The following is a 19,144-nucleotide window of genomic DNA, read 5'->3' as shown; positions in this document are numbered from 1 at the left end:
AACATGTATAGAGTACTGATCATTGATGATGAGGAGCCGCTGCGCGAAGCGATTCATATTCTGGGCGACTGGAAGGGGCTGGGGGTCGGCGAGGTGCTGGAAGCCAGCGACGGCAAGACCGGGCTGGACATGCTGCGCAGGGAGAAATTCGATCTGGCCCTTGTTGATATGAAAATGCCGGAGCTCAGCGGCAGCCAGCTGCTGCAGATTGCGGAGAAGGAATTTCCGGAGCTGCTGCTGATTGTCATCAGCGGCTACAATGATTTCGAATATACCCGGCAGGCGATCCGCTCCAAGGTGGTTGATTATTTGCTGAAGCCTGTGAACCGCGGCGATCTTAACAGTGCGCTGCGCAAAGCTGTAGATCTGCTTGAAGCCAGGAAGCGGGAGAGAAGCGAATTCATTGCGCAGAATATTACGCTGAATATGTCTGTGCCCAAGCTCAAGGAAAAGATGTACCTGTCTATCCTGGAGCGCAGCTTCAAGAACCAGTCGAACGAGGCCTTTCTGCCGCTGATTGGTGCGGATACAACGGGTAACCAGTTTACGGCCGGACTTCTACGGCTGCTTAATCTGGAACAGGTGCGCAAGGGGCGGTTTCATGAGGACCGTGATCTGATGCATTTTGCCGTGACGAATGTGATTAATGAGAACAGTGGCGGAGCATTCGAGGCATTCAGTTTTGTGAACCCGAAGAATGAGCGGGAGCTGATTGCGGTCTTTACGATGAAAAAAGGCTATGAGGAGGATGCGGCCTTCCACTCCATGCATCAGCTAAAAAAAGCGGCCGCGACGCTGAAGGAGCTGTTCGGTATACTATGTGCCGGTGCGCTCGGCGCTACATACGGTGATTATCTGGAGCTGGCAGACTCTTATGATACGGCTAAAGCAAGGCTGGATGATATTGACCTGCTGCAGCTGAAGGGTCCGGTGGTATCCGGCGGGGGGACGCCTGTGCAGGAATTTAGGGACAGCCCTTCTCTCACCGGGCGGATGCCGCAGATCCGCAGCATTCTGGAGAGCGGGAATGCCGCCCATGCCAAAAGCATTTTGAACGAATTCACCCAGAGGTGGCAGTCCTCCGCCCGCTTCAGCCTGGGAGATGCGGACCGGACACTCCGCGAGCTCCTGATTCTGCTCGGCGATATTGCCGGAGAGCTGGAAGAGGTGCCGGCTGCGCTGCGTGCTGTCAAGAATAAAGGATTAGCTGCACTGGGCCTAAGCGGCGATTATACCTCGTTCAGCCAGTTTGAAGGACTGCTGAATGGGCTTCTGGATGCCTATGCCGGTGAAATCAGCCGGTCGCTTGCCGGCAACCGCAGCGGTGTGCTGGAAAATATTAAAGCATACATTGATAACCATTATTTTGAGAATATTAAAATATCGATGTTCACGGATAAGTATTTCCTGAGCAGAGAATACTTGATGAAGCTGTTCAAGGGTAAATACGGCTGCGGTATTCATGAGTATGTGCAAAAGGTGAGGATGGACAAAGCCAGGGATCTGCTGGCCGACCCCGCGCTCAAGGTTCAGGATATCTCTGAAATGCTGGGCTACAAGGACAAGAACTATTTCAGCAAGGCGTTCCGCAATTACTATGATTGTTCGCCTTCTGAATTCCGGACCGGGAACCTGGAGGGAGAAAAGTGAAACGGTTACATTAGCCCACTTTTTTACCCTTAGAAGTTCACTTATGTACATTCTTATCCTTTTTCTTTTTATTTAGAATAAACACCAAGAACACAAGCTACATGAGGAAAAGGGGGCAACATCATGTTAAAAAGATTCATGGCAGTCTCAGCGAGCCTGCTGCTCGCAGGAGGATTGCTGGCCGGCTGCGGAGGCAATAACAATAATACCGCTAACAACACGGCTGGAACAAACGGCGGGGATAATGCAGCTGCCGAAACAGACTCCTCCAAGCCTGTAACCATTAATATGTTCACCGCATCACCGGAGTACACGGACGCCTTCAATGCCTACATTGCCGAGTATAAAAAAGTGAAGCCGAACGTGAGCATCAACCTGGAAATTATGCAGGCCGACTATAACACCGTACTGAAATCCAAAATTGCTGCTGGCAGCACTCCTGACGTCTTCCAGACCACTGCCGGCGGGGATATTGATACCTTTGCTGAATACAGTGCGGACCTGACCAATGAACCGCTGGCTGCAGCCATGACCGATGCGGTACGTGCCAACATGAGCTCATCAGACGGCAAGGTGCTGGGGCTTCCGGTAAAAGGCAATCTGTTCGTATTGATGTATAACAAAAAGCTGCTGGCCGATGCCGGCATCACGGATGTTCCGAAAACAACCGCTGAGCTGGATGATGCCATCACCAAGCTGGAAGCCAAAGGCATCACTCCATTCGCCAATGCTTATAAAGAGTGGTGGGTATGGAAGCACATCTTCCAGCACTTTGTAGACGCAGCGGCTATGGATGCCGGAATTGATGCAAAGACACTGGTAGCCAACTTCATCGCGGGTGAGACTACCTTCAAGGATCATCCGGTGCTGTACGATAACTTCTTCAACTTTATTGATACTACCGTTAAGCACGGAACAGACAAGCCGCTGGAACGTGACAGCAATGCTGAAGTGAGCGATTTTGCCCTTGGCAAAGCAGCATTTATGACCGGTAAAGGCGCTTGGGATGAAGAGGCGATCAAGAAAATCACCCCGGACTTCGACCTTGGCATTGCCGGATACCCGGTCAGCGACAAGGCTGAACAATCCCAGATCATTACCGGGGCCGACCAGGCGCTGCGCATTAACAAGGATTCCGCAGTAGCTGCCGAAACCATCGAATTCTTCAACTGGCTGTACACTTCCGACTACGGTAAAAGCTGGTTCTCTACTGTAGCCAAAGTAATTCCGCCAATCAAGGATGCGCCAATGCCTGACCTGCAGATGCCGAAGGAAATGGATGAAATCCTCAAAACCGAAAAATCCGGTGACCTGTCCGTCAACTACTCGCTGGATACCTTCCACCAGAAATTCGGCGAGCTGATGCAGGCCTACATCGGCGGCAGCAAGACTAAAGACCAGGCGATCGACGAAATTCAGAAGGCATGGATTCAATTCGGTTCGGCTGAATAACAGAAGGTGATAATCCGGGACGGTCTCGCAGGTAAGGTTCTTACCGGCGGGGCCGTCTGTTTTTGTGAATTAAAAGGATTGATTTTAGGTATTGGACGTAACTGCGGAGAGCGTTTGGATTTCCGGCCGCTGTTATGTTTGGATTTCCCGATTTAAACTGCTGGCTGCAGTAGAAATCCAAACATAAAGGCGGACGCTTCCGCTCCTCCAATTCCAAACCTCCCCTCCGTTACTCTTACCTTTTATTTTGGATACGAATTCATATGTAGTTCAAAACCCACAAAAGGGCAAGGCTTAGAGATGAGTTGGTTTTCTTCAACTCGTTTAGCAACTAATTAATATAATTAAAAGAGACGTCAAACCACATTCATCACTTGTCAGGAGGCTTCAACACTTATGACCAGCAGGCTGATTGAAATTGCCGAAAACGGATTATATCTTACGATTGAAATTACAGAGGAGCTTGATGTCCGGCTGCTGCATTTCGGGGCGGCGCCGCTTGAGCCGGGAGCGGTTGCGGACAAGCATAAGCCGGGCTTCCGGCTGCTGGAACTGCAGCTGTCCGGGGAAGACCGCGCAGAGTACCACGGCCGGACTCACCGGGCTTCTTATCCGGGACTGCGGATGGAATACGACGGACATAGCGACACTGTTAATGCGCTTGGGCGTAAGCTTGAGTTCACTTTAAAAGATCCGGTCACTGCGCTGAAGGCCGTCCAGCATTTTCAATTTTACAGCGGGGTGCAGATCGTCCGTTCCTGGACGGTGCTGAAGAATGAAGGAGACAGTGAAATTGCTGTAGAATATATTTCTTCCTTTGCCCTTACAGGTGTGGACAAGGAGGGGAGTGGTGACAGGGGGGACAAGATTGAAGTCACGCTGGCGCACAGCGGCTGGCAGAGCGAGCTGCAGTGGCGGACCTACAGCCTGCCGGAGCTGGGCATGTACCATCTGGCTGACCGGGGCTCGAAGCGGATTGCCGCCAGCAATACGGGCTCCTGGTCGGCGGCGGAGCTGCTGCCGATGGCGGTGCTGCACAACACAGAAAGCGGAAGCAGCCTGTTCTGGCAGATTGAGCATAACGGCTCGTGGCACTGGGAGCTGACCGACCAGTACGATCAGCTTACTCTGCTGGCCAGCGGACCCACAGAGCATGACAACCACTGGTGGCTGAAGCTTGCGCCGGGCGAAGCATTTACCTCCGTTCCGGTTGCCGCCGGCTCCGTGCAAGGGGGACTTGAAGCGGCGGCCGCGCAGCTGACGGCCTACCGCCGGATTATCCGCAGACCGAATGAGGACAATGAGCTGCTGCGGATTATTTTTAATGACTACATGAATTGCCTATGGGGCAGTCCGACGACAGAGAAGCTGCTGCCGCTCATTGATGCCGCCGCAGATGTAGGCTGCGAATATTTCTGTATTGATGCCGGCTGGTATGCGCCCGGAGAATGGTGGGATGGTGTGGGCCAGTGGGAGCCTTCGGCTGAGCGATTTCCGGAGGGGATCAAATATGTGTTGGATTACATCCGGGGCAAAGGCATGATCCCGGGACTGTGGCTGGAGCTGGAGGTCATGGGGATCAACAGTCCGAAGCTGGCTGAAGCCGATGACAGCTGGTTCTTCATGCGGCACGGCAAGCGGGTCAAGGATCGCAGCCGCTATCAGCTGGACTACCGCAATCCCAAGGTTATCGAACATGCCGACGGTGTTATTGCCCGTCTGGTCGAGGAGTATGGCGTAGGCTATATCAAATTGGATTACAACATCAATGCGGGTATAGGCACCGAGACGGATGCGGACAGCTTCGGCGACGGGCTGCTGCAGCATAACCGGGCTTATCTGGCCTGGCTGGACAGCATCTTCGCGCGTTATCCGGAGCTGGTCATCGAGAACTGCTCCAGCGGCGGCATGCGGATGGATTATGCCATGCTGAGCCGTCACAGTATCCAGTCCACCAGTGACCAGGAGGACTACGTGAGCTATGCGGCGATTGCTGCCGGTTCCCCGCTGGCGCTGACACCGGAGCAATCGGCGGTCTGGTCTTATCCGCTGCGTGAAGGCGATGATGAAGAGGTCATTTTTAACATGATCAACGCCCTCCTGCTGCGTGTGCACCAGAGCGGCCATCTGGCAGAGCTTGCGCCCGGCCGCAGGGAGCTGGTGCGTGAAGCGCTGGAGTACTATAAATCGATCCGCGCTCAAATCCCGCATGCGCTGCCGTTCTGGCCGCTTGGCCTGCCGGACAGCCGGGGGCAGTGGGTCAGCTATGGTCTGCAGCACGGTAATATCCGCTATCTGGCAGTCTGGCGGATTGCCGGGGAAGAGCAGAGCGTTGCGCTCCCGCTGCCGGAGCTTGCCGGCCGGGAGGTACGGATCAGCTGTGCTTATCCCAAGCAGCATGGCTCCGAATGGAGCTGGAAAAAGGCGGAGGGCAGCCTGACCGTATCTGTTCCGGCCGGAAGAACAGCCAGACTGTTTGAGCTGCATAGTTAAGAGGGCAAATAAGGTCTAAAGCACCGTACGAATAGAGACATCCTTCGCAATCTGGAAATGATTGACCAGTGCTAGCGGAGGGTGTTTTTGCTATTTTCACAAAAAAATATTATTATTCATGTAAAACTATCTAAAAATCATAATATTGCTAATTGAAAGAATTTTTATATTTTGTCGAATCATCTCTAAACTTTGTCGAATCATATGTCGATAAATATCAAAAGATGTAGAAATAAATTTGACAGGGAAGAAATAGCACTTTACAATGCAAATATGAGCGTAATCATTACTACTATTTAGAAGCCTTGATAGCTTTTAACACAAATGATTATATAAAGTGCTTATTTCAAGGGAGGATGCATAATAATGAAAGCAACTGGTATTGTGAGAAAAGTTGATGAACTGGGACGTATTGTAATTCCGATTGAGCTGCGCAGAACAATGGGAATCGACATAAAAGACCCGCTTGAAATCTTTGTTGACGGAGAAAAAATCATTCTTAGAAAATACGAGCCTACCTGCATCTTCTCCGGAAGCGCAGAAAACCTGATCAACTTCAGAGGCAAAATGGTCAGCAAGGATGTCCTTGACGAGCTGATCGCCAGCTTTGACCGGATTTAATCATTTATTTTTAACTTGAGATTTCAGTTGGACAGGATGACCGGAGTGCAGACACTTTAACAGTGAATGCTCCGGTCTTTTTAATGCCCTGCCCCTCGTAGACAATGAGTGCTGCAATCCTATATCATTAAGGCGTGCAGAACAATCTGAAGGGAAGGTCACCTTATGACGACACTGAAGAAACCGGAAGCGATTGTATTTGATATGGACGGAACGCTGTTCCAGACGGAAAGCCTGTTATTGCCTGCCTACCATAAAATGTTCAATATCCTTCGCGAGGAAGGGCTGTATGCCGGTCCCACGCCGCCGGAGGAGCGCATTCTGGGCAGTCTGGGTATGCTTCTTGCGCAGATCTGGAAGAATGTGATGCCGGAAGCGGATGAAGCGGTGCACCGCAGGGCGGATGAGCTGCTGCTGCAGCTGGAGATCGAAGGGCTGGAGGCCGGCGGCACACTGCTGTACCCGGGGGTTGTGGAGACGCTGCGCGCGCTGCATGAACGGGGAGTCAGGCTGTTCGTCGCCAGCAACGGGCTGGCGGATTACATACACAGCATAGTGGTTGTGCATGAGCTGAAGGATTTGTTCGAGGGGCTGTACAGTGCAGGCGGCCAGGGAACGGCGACGAAGACAGAGCTGCTGGGCCTCCTGCTGAAGGACAACGGGATAAGCAGCGCCTGGATGGTCGGCGACCGGTCCTCCGATGTGGAGGCAGGCAAAGGCAACGGTCAGACCGTGATCGGCTGCGGCTATGCCGGGTTCGGCCGCCAGGAGGAGCTGAAGGGCTCAGATGTTATTATTTCTGCGTTCGATGAACTGGTCGGTCTGTACGACAGTGCCGATTAATTCACGGGTAGCCTCCAATACCAACAGATTAGCCTTCTTTCCGCAGCTTGCGGAGAGGGGCTTTTTTTGGCGGACATAGAGTTTGATTGAGCAGGAAAGCCAGCCTGGGAGGAGTTCGGATTTATTTTAGAAAATAGGTTGATTACCTATCTATTATATGATTTAATCATCAGTGTATCTCCGCAGAAACGGAATCCGTCCTCGTGTTCTTGGGTGCAAGACGGTAAGCCGTTTCTTCTTGCTGCTTGTGTAACTCTTTCTCCCGGAAGTGAATATAAATACTTGGCATGAGGTGACCCCCTTGATCAACCTGTCTGTTGTCGTACCTGTCTACAATAAAGAAGAGCAGATTATAGAGCTGTATCGGAGCATAACGGCTGCAGTTAAAGACAAGGCGGGCAGCTATGAAATTGTGATGGTTGATGATGGCAGCAGGGACCGGAGCGCTGCGATTCTCGATGAGCTGGCCACTGGCGACAAGGCGGTTAAGGTCATCCATTTCGAGCGTCACTGCGGTGAGACGGCAGCGGTCTCGGCAGGACTGAAGCAGTCCGGCGGTGGGCTGATTGTGCTGATGGAAGGCGGGCTGCAGGGCGATCCGCGGGATATTGTCCTGCTGATGCCGTTTATCAACAAGGTGGATTTCGTGAACGGACGGCGGACGGATGCCAAGGCATCCCTGCTAACCAGGATTCCTGCTCAGCAGGCTCAGGCCGGCGGCGAATGCTGCTGTCAAATTTTGAAATATAATGATGTTTTTCTGAAAATCTAGGGGGAGTCAAAATGAATCAAAATTCTGCAATAAAACGCCTGTTCAGCAGACCTATCATACTATTCAGCATTGTGCTGCTGATCAAAAGTGCCGTAGCCTGGTTTGTCGTCTTCAGCGAAGGCCCGAGCTGGAGCATGGCATTCACAGAGATTCCTTTTTTCCTGATTGTGTTCAGTATGATTGAATGGCTGGCCTCCAAACGGAAAATTCTTTATTACATGATTGCGAACCTGCTGATTACCATTATTTATTTTGCTGTGCTGATGTATTACAAATATTACGGGGTCATTGCTACCTACCACGCGCTGCAGCAGGCAGATAAAGTGACCAAGGTCGGGGAAAGCACGTATTCGCTGATTACGCCGTATTACCTGTTTATTTTTGTCGATATCCTCTTCTTCCTGTTCTTCATGTTCCGTCCCAAATACATTGCCAAGTGGAAGGAACGGGGGGCAATCCGGATGAGCCGGCCAGTTCTGCTGGTGCTGTCTGCCGTTTCTTTTGGCCTGTGTGTCTTTAACATCTGGCCTAACCACGCAAGCATGAACGAGATTAAAAAAGCGGAGAGCATGGGGATTCTGAACTACGAGCTGTACACGCTGTTTGCCGACACGACGGAGGATGAGGAGCTGATTGCCCCTCAGGACATCACGCAGCAGGCCGTGAACGAGGTTAAGGGGATCACGGAGCCTGCAGCGCCGCTCTATTTCGGGGCCGACAAAGGCCGGAATCTGATTGTGGTGCAGATGGAGTCGTTCCAGAACTTCCTGATCGGACTGAGCATTGACGGGCAGGAAATTACACCTAACCTGAGCAGGCTGGTACGCGAAAATACGTACTTCAACAACTTTTACACCAACGCAGGCCAGGGAACCACCTCGGATGCCGAGTTTGCGGTAAATACCTCTTTTTATGTGCCCAAGAACGAACCGGCAACCTCTTCCGACTATATGAGAAAAGCGGTACCGAGCCTGCCGAAGCTGCTTGGCGGCAACGGTTATGCTACAGCGACGTTCCATACGAACAGTGTGGAATTCTGGAACCGCACCGCCCTGTACAAAGCGATCGGCTTTGACAAGTATTATGATCAGGCTTTTTACGGGGATGACGATCACATTGCCTTCGGTTCTTCAGATGAGGTGCTGTTTGCGAAGACTGTACCCGAGCTGGTCAAAATGGATGCCGGAGACCAGCCGTTCTATGCGATGGTGATCTCCATGAGTGCGCATCATCCTTACAGGATTCCTGAGGAAAAATACAAAATGGTGCTGCCTGACCGTTACAAGGGAACGCTGCTTGGTGATTATATCCAGGCCCAGAATTATGCCGATTATGCCATGGGGCAGTTTCTGGAGGAGCTGAAGGCAAGCGGCCTGTGGGATGACAGCCTTGTTGTCTTTTACGGGGATCACCAGGGGGTACCGATGTATACGCTGGGCAGCGGAGAGAAGGAGCTGATTAACGGGCTGGTCGGTCATGACTACGGCTACACGGATATGTTCAACATCCCGTTCATTGTCCATTCGCCAAGCGGCAGCTTGCCTGCTGTCATGAGCGGAACGGGCGGACAGGTCGATATTCTGCCGACAGTGGCTAATCTGCTGGGCGTTTCCGTAGCGGGGCAGCTGCATTTTGGCGAAGACCTGTTTAATCAGGCCAGTAATCTGCTGCCGGTGCGGCATTTCCTGCCGACGGGTTCCTTCATTAATAACCAGAGCATTTACGTCACTGGGGACGGCTATGCTGACGGTACCAACTACAGCCTGCTGGATAACTCCAGCCTGCCCGGCAGCTCGACGGAAGCGCAGTTCACCGCAGTCCAGCGTCTGCTGAGCCTGTCGAACAGCTACCTGCTGCAGCTGCCGGACCGGACGGATCAGACGGATCAATAACAATCGCTGGTCCATAAAAGGGGCGCTCAGAACAAGAGAAGGATAGGCACCAAGTGCGGGGAGAGAACCTGCGCTTGGTGTTTTTTTAGAGGGAGGGATTTAAAGGTAGAATGAATTAAGAGAAATCCGCCTGTCCGTTCAGCTGCTCAAAGTAGGCATGGACTTCGTCCAGCAGCTCTATGAGCTGAGCACTTTTATCTTCACCCAGATGGTCTATCATACCCTTGAACGTATCGCGGATCTTGGCAATGGCCTGGTCGGCGAGCTGCTCGCCCTGCTCCGTCAATTGGATCGCGCTGATCCTGCGGTCCTGAGAGTCGCTGGTACGCACTGCCAGTCCCTGGCTAAGCAGGCTGTTCACCATTTGTGTGATGGTGGGAGAGGTTACACGCAGCAGTTTGCTGACTTCCGAGACGGTAAGCGTATCCTTACCGGTTCTTTTTTTGCCCATGCGGATCGTAATCAGTACCCGGATTTCACTCGGCTTTAGCCCGAACATTGTCGTCTTTTGCCAGTTCAGCCGGGAAAATTGCTGAAAAGCCCCCATAAGGCCGTCCACTTTGTTATACCTGTCTTCGTTCATTAGTACACCCCGTAAGCATATTTACCTATAATTATAGCCCAAATTCAGTTCTTATCAAATTTTTCTCTGCCTGAGGATGTAATTAAACCTTACAAAAGACTAGAAAAATCTTGAGGCAATCTGTATATTAAGTTAAGAAACTTTACTAACTATAAGATTCAGGGGAATGCAAGAGAGTATGTGGCAAATCATGAGAGTAGAGGGCGAACGATGAACATGTCATCTGCAGGAACTCCGAAAGCGATGCGAAATATGAATGAAATGCTGATCCTGAACCGGATTATTGCCGGCGGGCCGCAATCCAGAGCGGATCTTAGCCGTGAAACGGGACTGAGCAAGCCGACCATATCCTCGGCAGTGACCCAGTTAATCGGACGGGGACTGGTCAAAGAAACAGGACGGGCGGAGAACGCCCAGGGCCGCAAGGCCACACTGCTTGAATTTAACCGGAAATGCTATTATGTCATCGGCGCGGACCTGGGGGCGACCCGGATCAGGATGTCTGTGGCCGATATGGGCGGAGAGATTTGCCATTACAAGCAGCTGGCAATGCCGGCAGATCATCTGGCAGAGCCGGAGTTTCGGGACTTTCTGGTGCAGGGCCTTGAAGGGCTTCTTGCCGAAGCCGGGTTACACTGGGACAGTATCCAGGCTGCGGCTTTCGGTATTCCGGGTGTGGTCAATCCTGCAGACGGCGAAGTGTCCGAGTTGGTATTACCGCTGCGGGGCCGCGAAGATGTGCTGAAGCTGGCGAATCTGGCACAGCTGTTACCGGTGCCCGTTGTCACCGAAAATGACGTCAATTTGGCCGCTTTGGCCGAGTATACCCTGTCCGGAGCGGAAAAAAGCCGTTCCCTGCTGTACTTCTCCATCGGTGAAGGAACCGGGGGCGGGCTGATTATCGGCGGGGAGATTTACCGCGGGCTCGGCGGCGGTGCCGGTGAATTAGCTAATGTGGTGCTTGGTGCGGGGAGGCTGGAGGATATTCTATCTGCAGGCGGACTGAAGCAGCTCGCCTCCAGCATAGCCGCTGAACAGCAAACAGCGCCGGCAACTCCACTGCTAGCAGGCCCTGAAGGATCTGCAGAGCAGATATTTAATGAAGCCCGCAGCGGAAATGTTCTCGCAGAATCCGTTCTGGATGCATACTGCCGCCTGCTGGCAGAAGCACTTGGCAGTATTTGTGCAGTAATCGCTCCGGACCGGGTAGTGTTGGGAGGCGGGATCGGCGGAAACGGCGATCTGCTGCTGCACAGGCTGGAAGCGGAGCTGGCGCAGCTGCAGCGTAAGCCACGGCTGTCTGTATCCGGCCGCGGGGATAAGGATGTTGTGCTTGGTGCCATACAGATTGCCCTACAGGCTGCTTTTGGCCGTATTCGCGGACAGTAGGCCGGAATAAGAAATCATAACATGCGGAGGAATTCATAATGAAGCTATTCAGCGCAGGAATCGATGTCGGCGGAACCAAAACACAGCTTTGCCTGACAGATGAGCAGGGCAATATCCTGGAGGAGCATAAACTGGAGACGCAGCTGAGCCGTGATCCCGGAAAGTTCTTTAACTGGTTATTCGATGAACTGGAGCAGAGCTGCATCCGAAACGGCGGTACACTGTCATCGCTCAAGGGAGTAGGCATCGGCTTTCCGGGAGTGATGAATGAACGTACAGGGACACTTACCAGTGCACCGGCGCTGAATTGGCCTGCTGTCGATATTCGTCCGCTTATTGCTGCCCGTTATCCGGGGGCTGCCGTGCTCGACAACGATGTCAATATGGCAGCACTGGGCGAGCATGCGGCAGGAGCGGCTGCCGGTTCCGGGCATTTCATCATGATTACGGTCGGAACCGGAGTCGGAAGCGCCCTGTTCCTGGACGGGCGGCTGTACCGGGGAGCCGGCTTCGCCGCCGGCGAGATCGGCTATCTCATTGTTAGGCCGGGCGAGTACACTGCGGCAGCTGATCCGGAGTACAGCGAGTTCGGCCCGTTTGAAATGGAGGCGTCCGGTACAGGGATCGGAGCAAAAGCAGCGGATTATTTACACAGCAGCGGCCGCCCGTCTATAATCCGCGAACTGGCGCAGGGCGGACCGGTCCGGGCAGAGCATGTATTTGCAGCCGCCCGGCGTGAGGATGAAGCGGCATTGCAGCTTCTGAATCAGGCATACGGGCACATGGCGGCTGTTATCAAGAATATCGTGCTCACGCTCGATCTGGAGCTCGTCATTCTCGGCGGCGGAGTGGTGGAGAAGAATCCGGGATATATAGACGAAATTGTCAAGCGTGTCAGCCGTTATACCCCGCATCAGCCGCCGGCAATCCGGCAGGCGGTGCTCGGCAACCGGGCAGGGGCAATCGGAGCGGCCGCAGCTGTAAGAAGCAAGATCACTTCAGGCCATTAAAAAGAAACGAGGGTTAGATCATGAAACGTGAACTGGGCATAATAAGATTTTCGGTCAAGAGCAAGGAGTCCGAGGTGCTGCTGAAAATGCGCGGACTCTACCTGTTCACGGGTCTGGCGGGGGGCAGCTTCAATCCGTACGTCACTTCACTGCTGGTTCATCAAGGCATGAGCAGCCAGGCAATCGGGGTTATGATGGCCTTCGGCACCCTGCTGGCGATTCTGTTCCAGCCCTTGTGGGGGATTCTGGTAGACCGCTATCAGCGGACAAGGCTGGTGCTCATGCTCACCTTGATTATTCCCGGAACCATCGTTTATCTTTATAATTTGAGATGGCTGATGGTTATTGTGCTGGTATACAGCCTGTACACTATATTTCAGAGTACACAGACGCCGATTGCCGACTCCTATGCGGTAAGGGCGGCCCAGGCGGCAGGCACCTCCTTCGGTACGATCCGGCTGTTCGGCAGTGTCGGGACGGCGCTGGGCGGTTATTTTGGCGGAATGTATCTCAATTGGCTGGGAGTAACGGAGCTCTGGATACCTTTTCTGATCTTTAACCTGCTGGCACTTGCACTGGTAATCACTATTCCTACAAGTGCGGAGCGAAGAAGCACTAGTAGGACCTTCTCACAGGGAATCAGACAGCTGCTGGGCAACAAGGTGTTTCTGCTGTTTCTGGCCGGCTGCTTTCTGGTCAACCAGACGCTGACTGCGTTCAACTCCTTTTTTGTGCTGACCTTTCAGATGGCCGGGGGCAGCTTCTCATGGTCGGGCATTGCGCTGCTGATTGCTTCCATTACCAGTGTTCCGGCGATGCTGGCAGCATCCAGGGTGCTGAACAAATACGGCTATGAAAAAACGCTGATGCTCGCTTCCGTCGCCTACATGCTCCGCTGGGCCATCCAATGGCTCATTCCGGTTCCCGGTGTTATGATAGGAGTCCAGGCGCTGCACGGTCTTTCCTTCGGCTTCTTCTATATTGCTGCTGTGGAGTATGTGGCTTCTATAACAGGCAAGGAGCTGCAGGCCACAGGACAAAGCCTGTTCAATATGGTGTTTGTAGGCCTTGGAGGGATTGCCGGGAATCTGCTGAACGGCTATTTGCTGGAGACAGGCGGTCCCGGGCTGATGTACTTTGCCTGCACGGTCAGCGCTGCGGCCGGCGCTTTACTGCTATACCGGGTTAAGGCTGTCTCGCATTAAAGTTAATCATTTCTAAAAAAGGGAGGGAAGCGCGATGAAACGCAGTTGGTACAGTCGGATGCTATTTTCATACTTCCCTGTCTTTCTTCTTGTCGTGTCGGTGCTTATTTTTCTGGCTTTTATGATCATTACAGAGCTCTCCCGCAGCGAGACGCAAAAAGCCAATTACATCTCCACCAGCTACATTGCAGATACCGTGGAACGGACATTAAGTGATGTGCAGCTCAGTGTGCTGGATGAGATCGAAAATAACTACTCCTACAACGATTTTTTTGACAAGTTCGGTCCAGTCTACCCTGGTGACAGCGCCTACGAAATTGTCCAAAGCATGAACCGTCTGGTTGAACGCATCAGCCTGATAGACTCAATCTATATTTACCGCAGCAAGGACAGGCAGATTCTCAGCCAAAGCGGCTACGTGGACCTGGACTTAACGCATGAGGCAGCATATATTGATCAGATTTCACAGCGGGAGATACAGTCCGGATGGAGTCCGGTGCGGATGTACCAGCCAAGAAATGCCAAGGCTGAATATCCGGTGGTCAGTCTGGCCAGAAGGCTTCCGATTCCACTGGGCTCAGACGGTTACATCGTTATTAATATCAGCGTATACCGCCTGGAGCGTCTGGTGGACAGTTTAACGAACGGCGAGCTTTCTTTTGTCCGGATAAAAGATTCCGCAGGCACCCTGTTGTATGATTCATCGCAGACGTCAGGTGATGACACCATCCGCAAGCTATCCACGATCCGGGCGGACAGCCTGGGCTGGACCTTTGAGAGCGGACTGCGCGCAGGCCGGCTGTTCGACTGGATTTCGGTCATCTCCTATGTCTGGATTGTGATCGGACTGGTGACGATTACTCTGGGAGTGCTGTATATCATTTATATCACCCGCCGCAATTACCGGCCGATCCAGCAGCTGATGGTACGGATTCAGGCGCTGCAGCCCCATGGCAAAAATGAGCCGGCAGCCGCTAATCCGGATGAGCTGGCCCTGATGCATACTGCCCTGGACAGTCTGGTGCAGCTGACAACCGACTATGAGCGGGAACGTTATGAAAATCTGCTGATCCGGCGCAGACAGCTGTTTCTGGACATCATCAGCGGTGAACGCCTGAAGGATGTATCTGAAAGACTAACAGCGCTTGATCCGTTTGAAGGAAAACGGGAGTTTGACGGCTTTGTTGTATTTGCAGCGGAGCTGAATGCGGGAGATGAGCTAAAGGTTCTTTCCCGGCAGGAGCAGAATTTGCTTAGATTCGCCCTGACCAATGTAATCAGCGACCTGATGGCCGAGAAACAGCTTCAGGCATGGTCGGAATGGGTGAGCGGACAACGGATTGCTGTCCTGATCGGCCTGCGGCACCGACCTTCAGATGAGGATGCTCAGCTGCTGCTTGAGCTGGCCAGGGGCTGCCACAGCTGGATTCTGGAGAATCTGCGGCTATCCCTTACCTTTGGAGTCGGTCACACAGTTGACCGCCTGCAGGATATTCACCTGTCCTACACAGCTGCTGCCGGTGTGCTCAGCCACAGGCTGGCGCTCGGAACAGAGGTTGCTGCCGTTCATATAGACCGGCAGGAGGAGCCCGGGCTGCAGAGCTATAAGTATTTCGGCAATTTTACGCAGCTTGTCCGGGAATTCCGGCTATCAGGGGAGAATTGGCGGAGCAGGCTGGAGGAGATTTTTGCTTCCTTCCGTAAAGACCGCTTGAAGGACGAAGAGATTTACATGCTGCTGGAGGTCATGCTGCAGGCGCTGGAGCAGGAGCTTAAGGGCATCTCGGAATCACTGGACCGGCAGCTGGCGTTAACCGGGACCGGCGGATTACAGGAGCAGATCCTCAGAAGTACTGATCTCGAGGACATCAAGGAGCTGTTAACGGGCTGGCTGAATGAAACCTACCATGTCTATGTTTCGGTGAATGAGCTCAAGAGCCACCGTGTCATGATCAAGGAGGTTAAGCTTTATATAGAGGATAATTACGCCAATCCGGATCTCTCCTTGAATCATCTGAGCGAACGGTTCCAGATATCCGGCAAATATGCCAGCTATCTGTTTAAGGAAGAATTCAATATGAAATTTGTTGACTTCCTGGCGGAGCTGCGGGTAAAGAAGGCGAAGGAGCTGCTGGACAACACGCAGGACAGCATTCAGGATATTGCCCTGCAGGTTGGTTATGCTAACGCTATTACCTTCGGAAGGGTCTTCAAGCGGGTTACCGGAATGACCCCCGGCGATCACCGGAAGCTGAATCATCCGTGAGATATTGATTAGCACATGCAAGCGTAAATCCGGAAGCCAGGCGGCCGGCATTTACGCTTTTTTATCGGAATCAGCCAGCACGCATAGAACATACGATGTTATTTATATGTCATGTTTGTTTGAATTTCATTGAAGCAAGCCGTTAAATTCACAGGAAAACTGTATATATGTTATGAAAAATGACGCAAAACCCTATGATTTTCATGAAAAAACGCAAAGAAACATGTATATTGTGCATTTTCAGAAACGATGTAATAATTCATCCCATGATCAAGTCGAAAGCATAGCAGAGACAGAGACGACTGGATTAATACCAGAATTCGAAAGGGTAAGGTGAGGGAATATGGCAAACGGTCACAGCAAAGGGAAATTGGCTTTGGGTCTTTCAGCGGTTCTTGCTTCTTCAGTATTATTATCTGCGTGTTCGCAGAATAACAGTACCAGTGCAAGTGACGGCGGATCAGAACAAGCCGGAAGCTTAAAGATCGAAGTGTTTGACCGCGGTAACGCACCGGCAGGACTTACGGCATCGGATAACTTTTTGACTGACTATGTTAAAGAAAGCTTTGGCCAGCCGAACAACATCGATGTTGAATTTGTCCCTATTCCCCGCTCGGAGGAAGTAACCAAGCTTAACGTATTAATGGCGAGCGGTACAGATGTCCCTGATATTGTGTTTACCTACGATTCCGGTACCTTCAATAAATATGCCGAGCAGGGAGGCTTAACGGATCTGACTCCGCTGCTGGATGAATACGGGCCGAACCTGAAAGCCTTCCTTGGTGAAGATACACTGAAATACGGTCAATATGAAGGCGTGCAATACAGCATCCCTGCCAAACGCTCTACCGTTGGGAAATACGCCTCCTTTGTACGCCAGGACTGGCTGGATAAACTGGGACTGCCGGTTCCGACAACAACAGAGGAGCTTTATAACACTCTGGTCGCTTTTAAAGAAAAGGACCCGGGTGAAACCGGAGGTAAGGTTATTCCGCTCGGCATGACGATTGCCCCTGGACAATATGAGTCGCTGATCTGGTCCTTTATCCAGCCGGTGACCGAGCAGGAGCGCTTCGAGCTGACCCAGACACTGAGCTCCAGAGACTATCCGGTGCTGCTACCGGGCTTCAAGGATGCAGTCCAATATTTGAACAAGCTGTATAATGAAGGGCTGATCAGCAAGGATTTTGCCCTCGATGAAAATAAGGAGACTCTTACACAGAATATCGGCTCCGGGCTCGTAGGTGCTTTTAGTGAAGACAATGATAACATCTTTTACCCTGAAGGTGCTTATGATTTGCTCCTGCAGAACCATCCGGATGCGGTCCTGACTGCAATTGATCCTTATACGAACAGTGAAGGCAAGCATGCCAAACCGGTGGCTGCCCCGAACGGAATGTATATTATGGTTCCCAAATCCAGTGAACATGCAGTTGAAGCGATCAAATATCTCGACTGGATGGCCTCTGAAGACCATCTGATGTACATTCAGAACGGAATTGAAGGCGAGCATTACACTCTGGAAGACGGTGTGCCGGTTGCCATTCCGAATTTGTCTGCCGAGTCCACGAACAAGCTGATGGGCGGCGGGGATATCGGGATTATCGCTAACGGCCGGATCTTTGAGAGCCAGGAGAAGAACAATGAAGCTTTTGTGAAGAGCTTCAAGCCTGACTACCAGGATATCATTGCCAAATCGCTTGATATTTCAAACACCGATGCCATCGAGCCTGTGTATACCAGCCGTCCAATTGAGGCGGAAAGTAAATACGGCACCACACTCAGCGAAAAGGCCAAGCAGCTGATTGTAAAATCGGCGATGGTGTCGCCGGCAGAATTCGATGCAACCTATGAAAGCATGCTGAAGGACTATATGGGAAGCGGCGGACAGGCGATCCTGGATGAACGCAAAGCAGCCTACAGCGAGCAACAGTAACAGATCTTGATAGAGCGGTGCGGCTGCAAGCCGTGCCGCTCCCCTTAACATCCGAGGCATAGCAAAGGAGGAGCCGCCCATGGGGTACGCCCGATATTTCCGCAGAAACTGGCAGATGTACGCATTGCTGGTGCTGCCTATAACCTTTTTCATTATTTTTAAATATGGCCCTATGTACGGTGTGCAGATTGCTTTTAAGGATTTCAACTTTTTCAGGGGAATCGGCGGCAGTGAATGGATCGGCCTGGACGGATTCCGCGAGGTTTTTGCCAATCATGATTTCTACTTAACCCTGCGCAATACGCTGATGCTGAACTTTCTCGATCTTATCGTTTCATTTCCGGCACCTTTAATTCTGGCGATCATGCTGTTTGAGCTGAAAGTGGTCTGGTTCAAAAAGCTGTCGCAGACCATTCTGTACATTCCGCATTTTATTTCCTGGGTAATCATCGGGGGAATTGTCTATCAATTGTTCGGCACACAGTCCGGTATGATCAACAATCTGCTGATGAGCCTGGGCTTCGATGCTGTACCTTTTCTGTCTGAAAAAAATTACTGGCTGATCACCTACCTGCTGACCGGGGTGTGGCAAAGTGCCGGCTGGGGGACGATCCTCTATCTGGCGGCGCTTACCGGCATCAATAAGGAATTGTTCGAGGCGGCTGAAGTGGACGGGGCCGGCAGGCTGAAGCGAATTCTGCATATAACGATTCCGGGAATCAAACCGACGATTGTTACGCTGCTGATCATCAACCTGGGGAATATGATTTCGATCGGCTTTGAGCGACCGTTTGTTATCGGCAACCTGGCTGTAAGGGAATACTCGGATGTGCTGAGCACCTTCGTATACCGGATCGGACTTGAATCGGGGCAGTATACGCTGGCTACAGTGGTCGGGCTCTTCCAGGCAGTGGTTGGACTCATCTTCCTGCTGGCGGCCAATTATATCTCCAAAAAGCTTACAGACGAGAGCATCCTCTAAACAACCTTTTGACAGGGAGTGTACATTATGAGTGAAAGAGCAGTTAACAT

The 19,144-nt window shown here is 52.1% G+C and carries 14 protein-coding genes; 13 read left to right on the top strand and 1 reads right to left on the bottom strand.

The features are described from left to right. The first annotated feature begins 3 nt into the window (after nt 1-3). The 7 genes from BLR64_RS08495 to BLR64_RS08465 all read left to right on the top strand — a co-directional run bounded on the left by BLR64_RS08495 (nt 4) and on the right by BLR64_RS08465 (nt 9,723). Nucleotides 4-1,650 (top strand): response regulator transcription factor, encoded by a 1,647-nt coding sequence (locus BLR64_RS08495; protein ID WP_090713709.1) that lies wholly within the window; start codon nt 4-6, stop codon nt 1,648-1,650. Between the two features lie 123 nt (nt 1,651-1,773). Then, a complete protein-coding gene (locus BLR64_RS08490) occupies nt 1,774-3,102 on the top strand; it encodes a type 2 periplasmic-binding domain-containing protein (RefSeq protein WP_090713708.1) in 1,329 nt (442 codons plus the stop codon). Between the two features lie 396 nt (nt 3,103-3,498). Then, nucleotides 3,499-5,595, top strand: a complete 2,097-nt coding sequence (locus tag BLR64_RS08485) for a glycoside hydrolase family 36 protein (protein ID WP_090713707.1) — start codon at nt 3,499-3,501, stop codon at nt 5,593-5,595. Between the two features lie 363 nt (nt 5,596-5,958). Further along, nucleotides 5,959-6,216, top strand: a complete 258-nt coding sequence (locus tag BLR64_RS08480; RefSeq protein WP_068728741.1) for an AbrB/MazE/SpoVT family DNA-binding domain-containing protein — start codon at nt 5,959-5,961, stop codon at nt 6,214-6,216. 165 nt (nt 6,217-6,381) lie between these two features. Next, nucleotides 6,382-7,059, top strand: coding sequence for an HAD family hydrolase (locus tag BLR64_RS08475; protein WP_090713706.1), 678 nt, complete (start codon nt 6,382-6,384; stop codon nt 7,057-7,059). A 301-nt stretch (nt 7,060-7,360) separates the two neighbouring features. After that, nucleotides 7,361-7,831: a glycosyltransferase gene (locus BLR64_RS08470; RefSeq protein WP_090713705.1), complete on the top strand. Its 471-nt coding sequence runs from the start codon at nt 7,361-7,363 to the stop codon at nt 7,829-7,831. 11 nt (nt 7,832-7,842) lie between these two features. Further along, nucleotides 7,843-9,723 (top strand): LTA synthase family protein, encoded by a 1,881-nt coding sequence (locus tag BLR64_RS08465; RefSeq protein WP_090713704.1) that lies wholly within the window; start codon nt 7,843-7,845, stop codon nt 9,721-9,723. Between the two features lie 115 nt (nt 9,724-9,838). Here the strand turns inward: BLR64_RS08465 and BLR64_RS08460 are convergent, their stop codons facing one another. Next, nucleotides 9,839-10,306 carry a MarR family winged helix-turn-helix transcriptional regulator gene (locus BLR64_RS08460; RefSeq protein ID WP_090713703.1) on the bottom strand — a complete coding sequence of 156 codons (468 nt, stop codon included), beginning with the start codon at nt 10,304-10,306 and terminating at the stop codon, nt 9,839-9,841. A 210-nt stretch (nt 10,307-10,516) separates the two neighbouring features. Here BLR64_RS08460 and BLR64_RS08455 point away from each other — a divergent pair, with 210 nt between their 5' ends. The 6 genes from BLR64_RS08455 (at nt 10,517) to BLR64_RS08430 (ending at nt 19,094) form a co-directional block, all read left to right on the top strand. Further along, entirely contained in the window at nt 10,517-11,695 is a 1,179-nt protein-coding gene (locus tag BLR64_RS08455) for an ROK family transcriptional regulator (protein WP_090713702.1), read from the top strand. Nucleotides 11,696-11,733: 38 nt separating this feature from the next. After that, nucleotides 11,734-12,705, top strand: a complete 972-nt coding sequence (locus BLR64_RS08450) for an ROK family protein (protein WP_090713701.1) — start codon at nt 11,734-11,736, stop codon at nt 12,703-12,705. A 20-nt stretch (nt 12,706-12,725) separates the two neighbouring features. Beyond that, a complete protein-coding gene (locus tag BLR64_RS08445) occupies nt 12,726-13,910 on the top strand; it encodes an MFS transporter (RefSeq protein ID WP_167360627.1) in 1,185 nt (394 codons plus the stop codon). A gap of 34 nt (nt 13,911-13,944) precedes the next feature. Then, complete coding sequence (locus tag BLR64_RS08440; RefSeq protein WP_090713700.1) at nt 13,945-16,176, top strand: helix-turn-helix domain-containing protein; 2,232 nt, start codon at nt 13,945-13,947, stop codon at nt 16,174-16,176. 343 nt (nt 16,177-16,519) lie between these two features. Beyond that, on the top strand, nt 16,520-18,112 hold the full coding sequence (locus BLR64_RS08435; protein ID WP_090713699.1) for an extracellular solute-binding protein: 1,593 nt from the start codon (nt 16,520-16,522) through the stop codon (nt 18,110-18,112). Nucleotides 18,113-18,191: 79 nt separating this feature from the next. Beyond that, the gene (locus BLR64_RS08430; protein WP_090713698.1) at nt 18,192-19,094 is read left to right on the top strand and encodes an ABC transporter permease; all 903 of its coding nucleotides are present in this window, start codon (nt 18,192-18,194) and stop codon (nt 19,092-19,094) included. Nucleotides 19,095-19,144 lie beyond the last annotated feature (50 nt).

It is taken from the genome of Paenibacillus typhae, from assembly GCF_900099765.1.
Classification (GTDB): Bacteria; Bacillota; Bacilli; order Paenibacillales; family Paenibacillaceae; genus Paenibacillus_AQ; species Paenibacillus_AQ typhae.
Note: the sequence above shows the minus strand (reverse complement) of the source record. Positions and strands in the feature narration are given on the sequence as shown.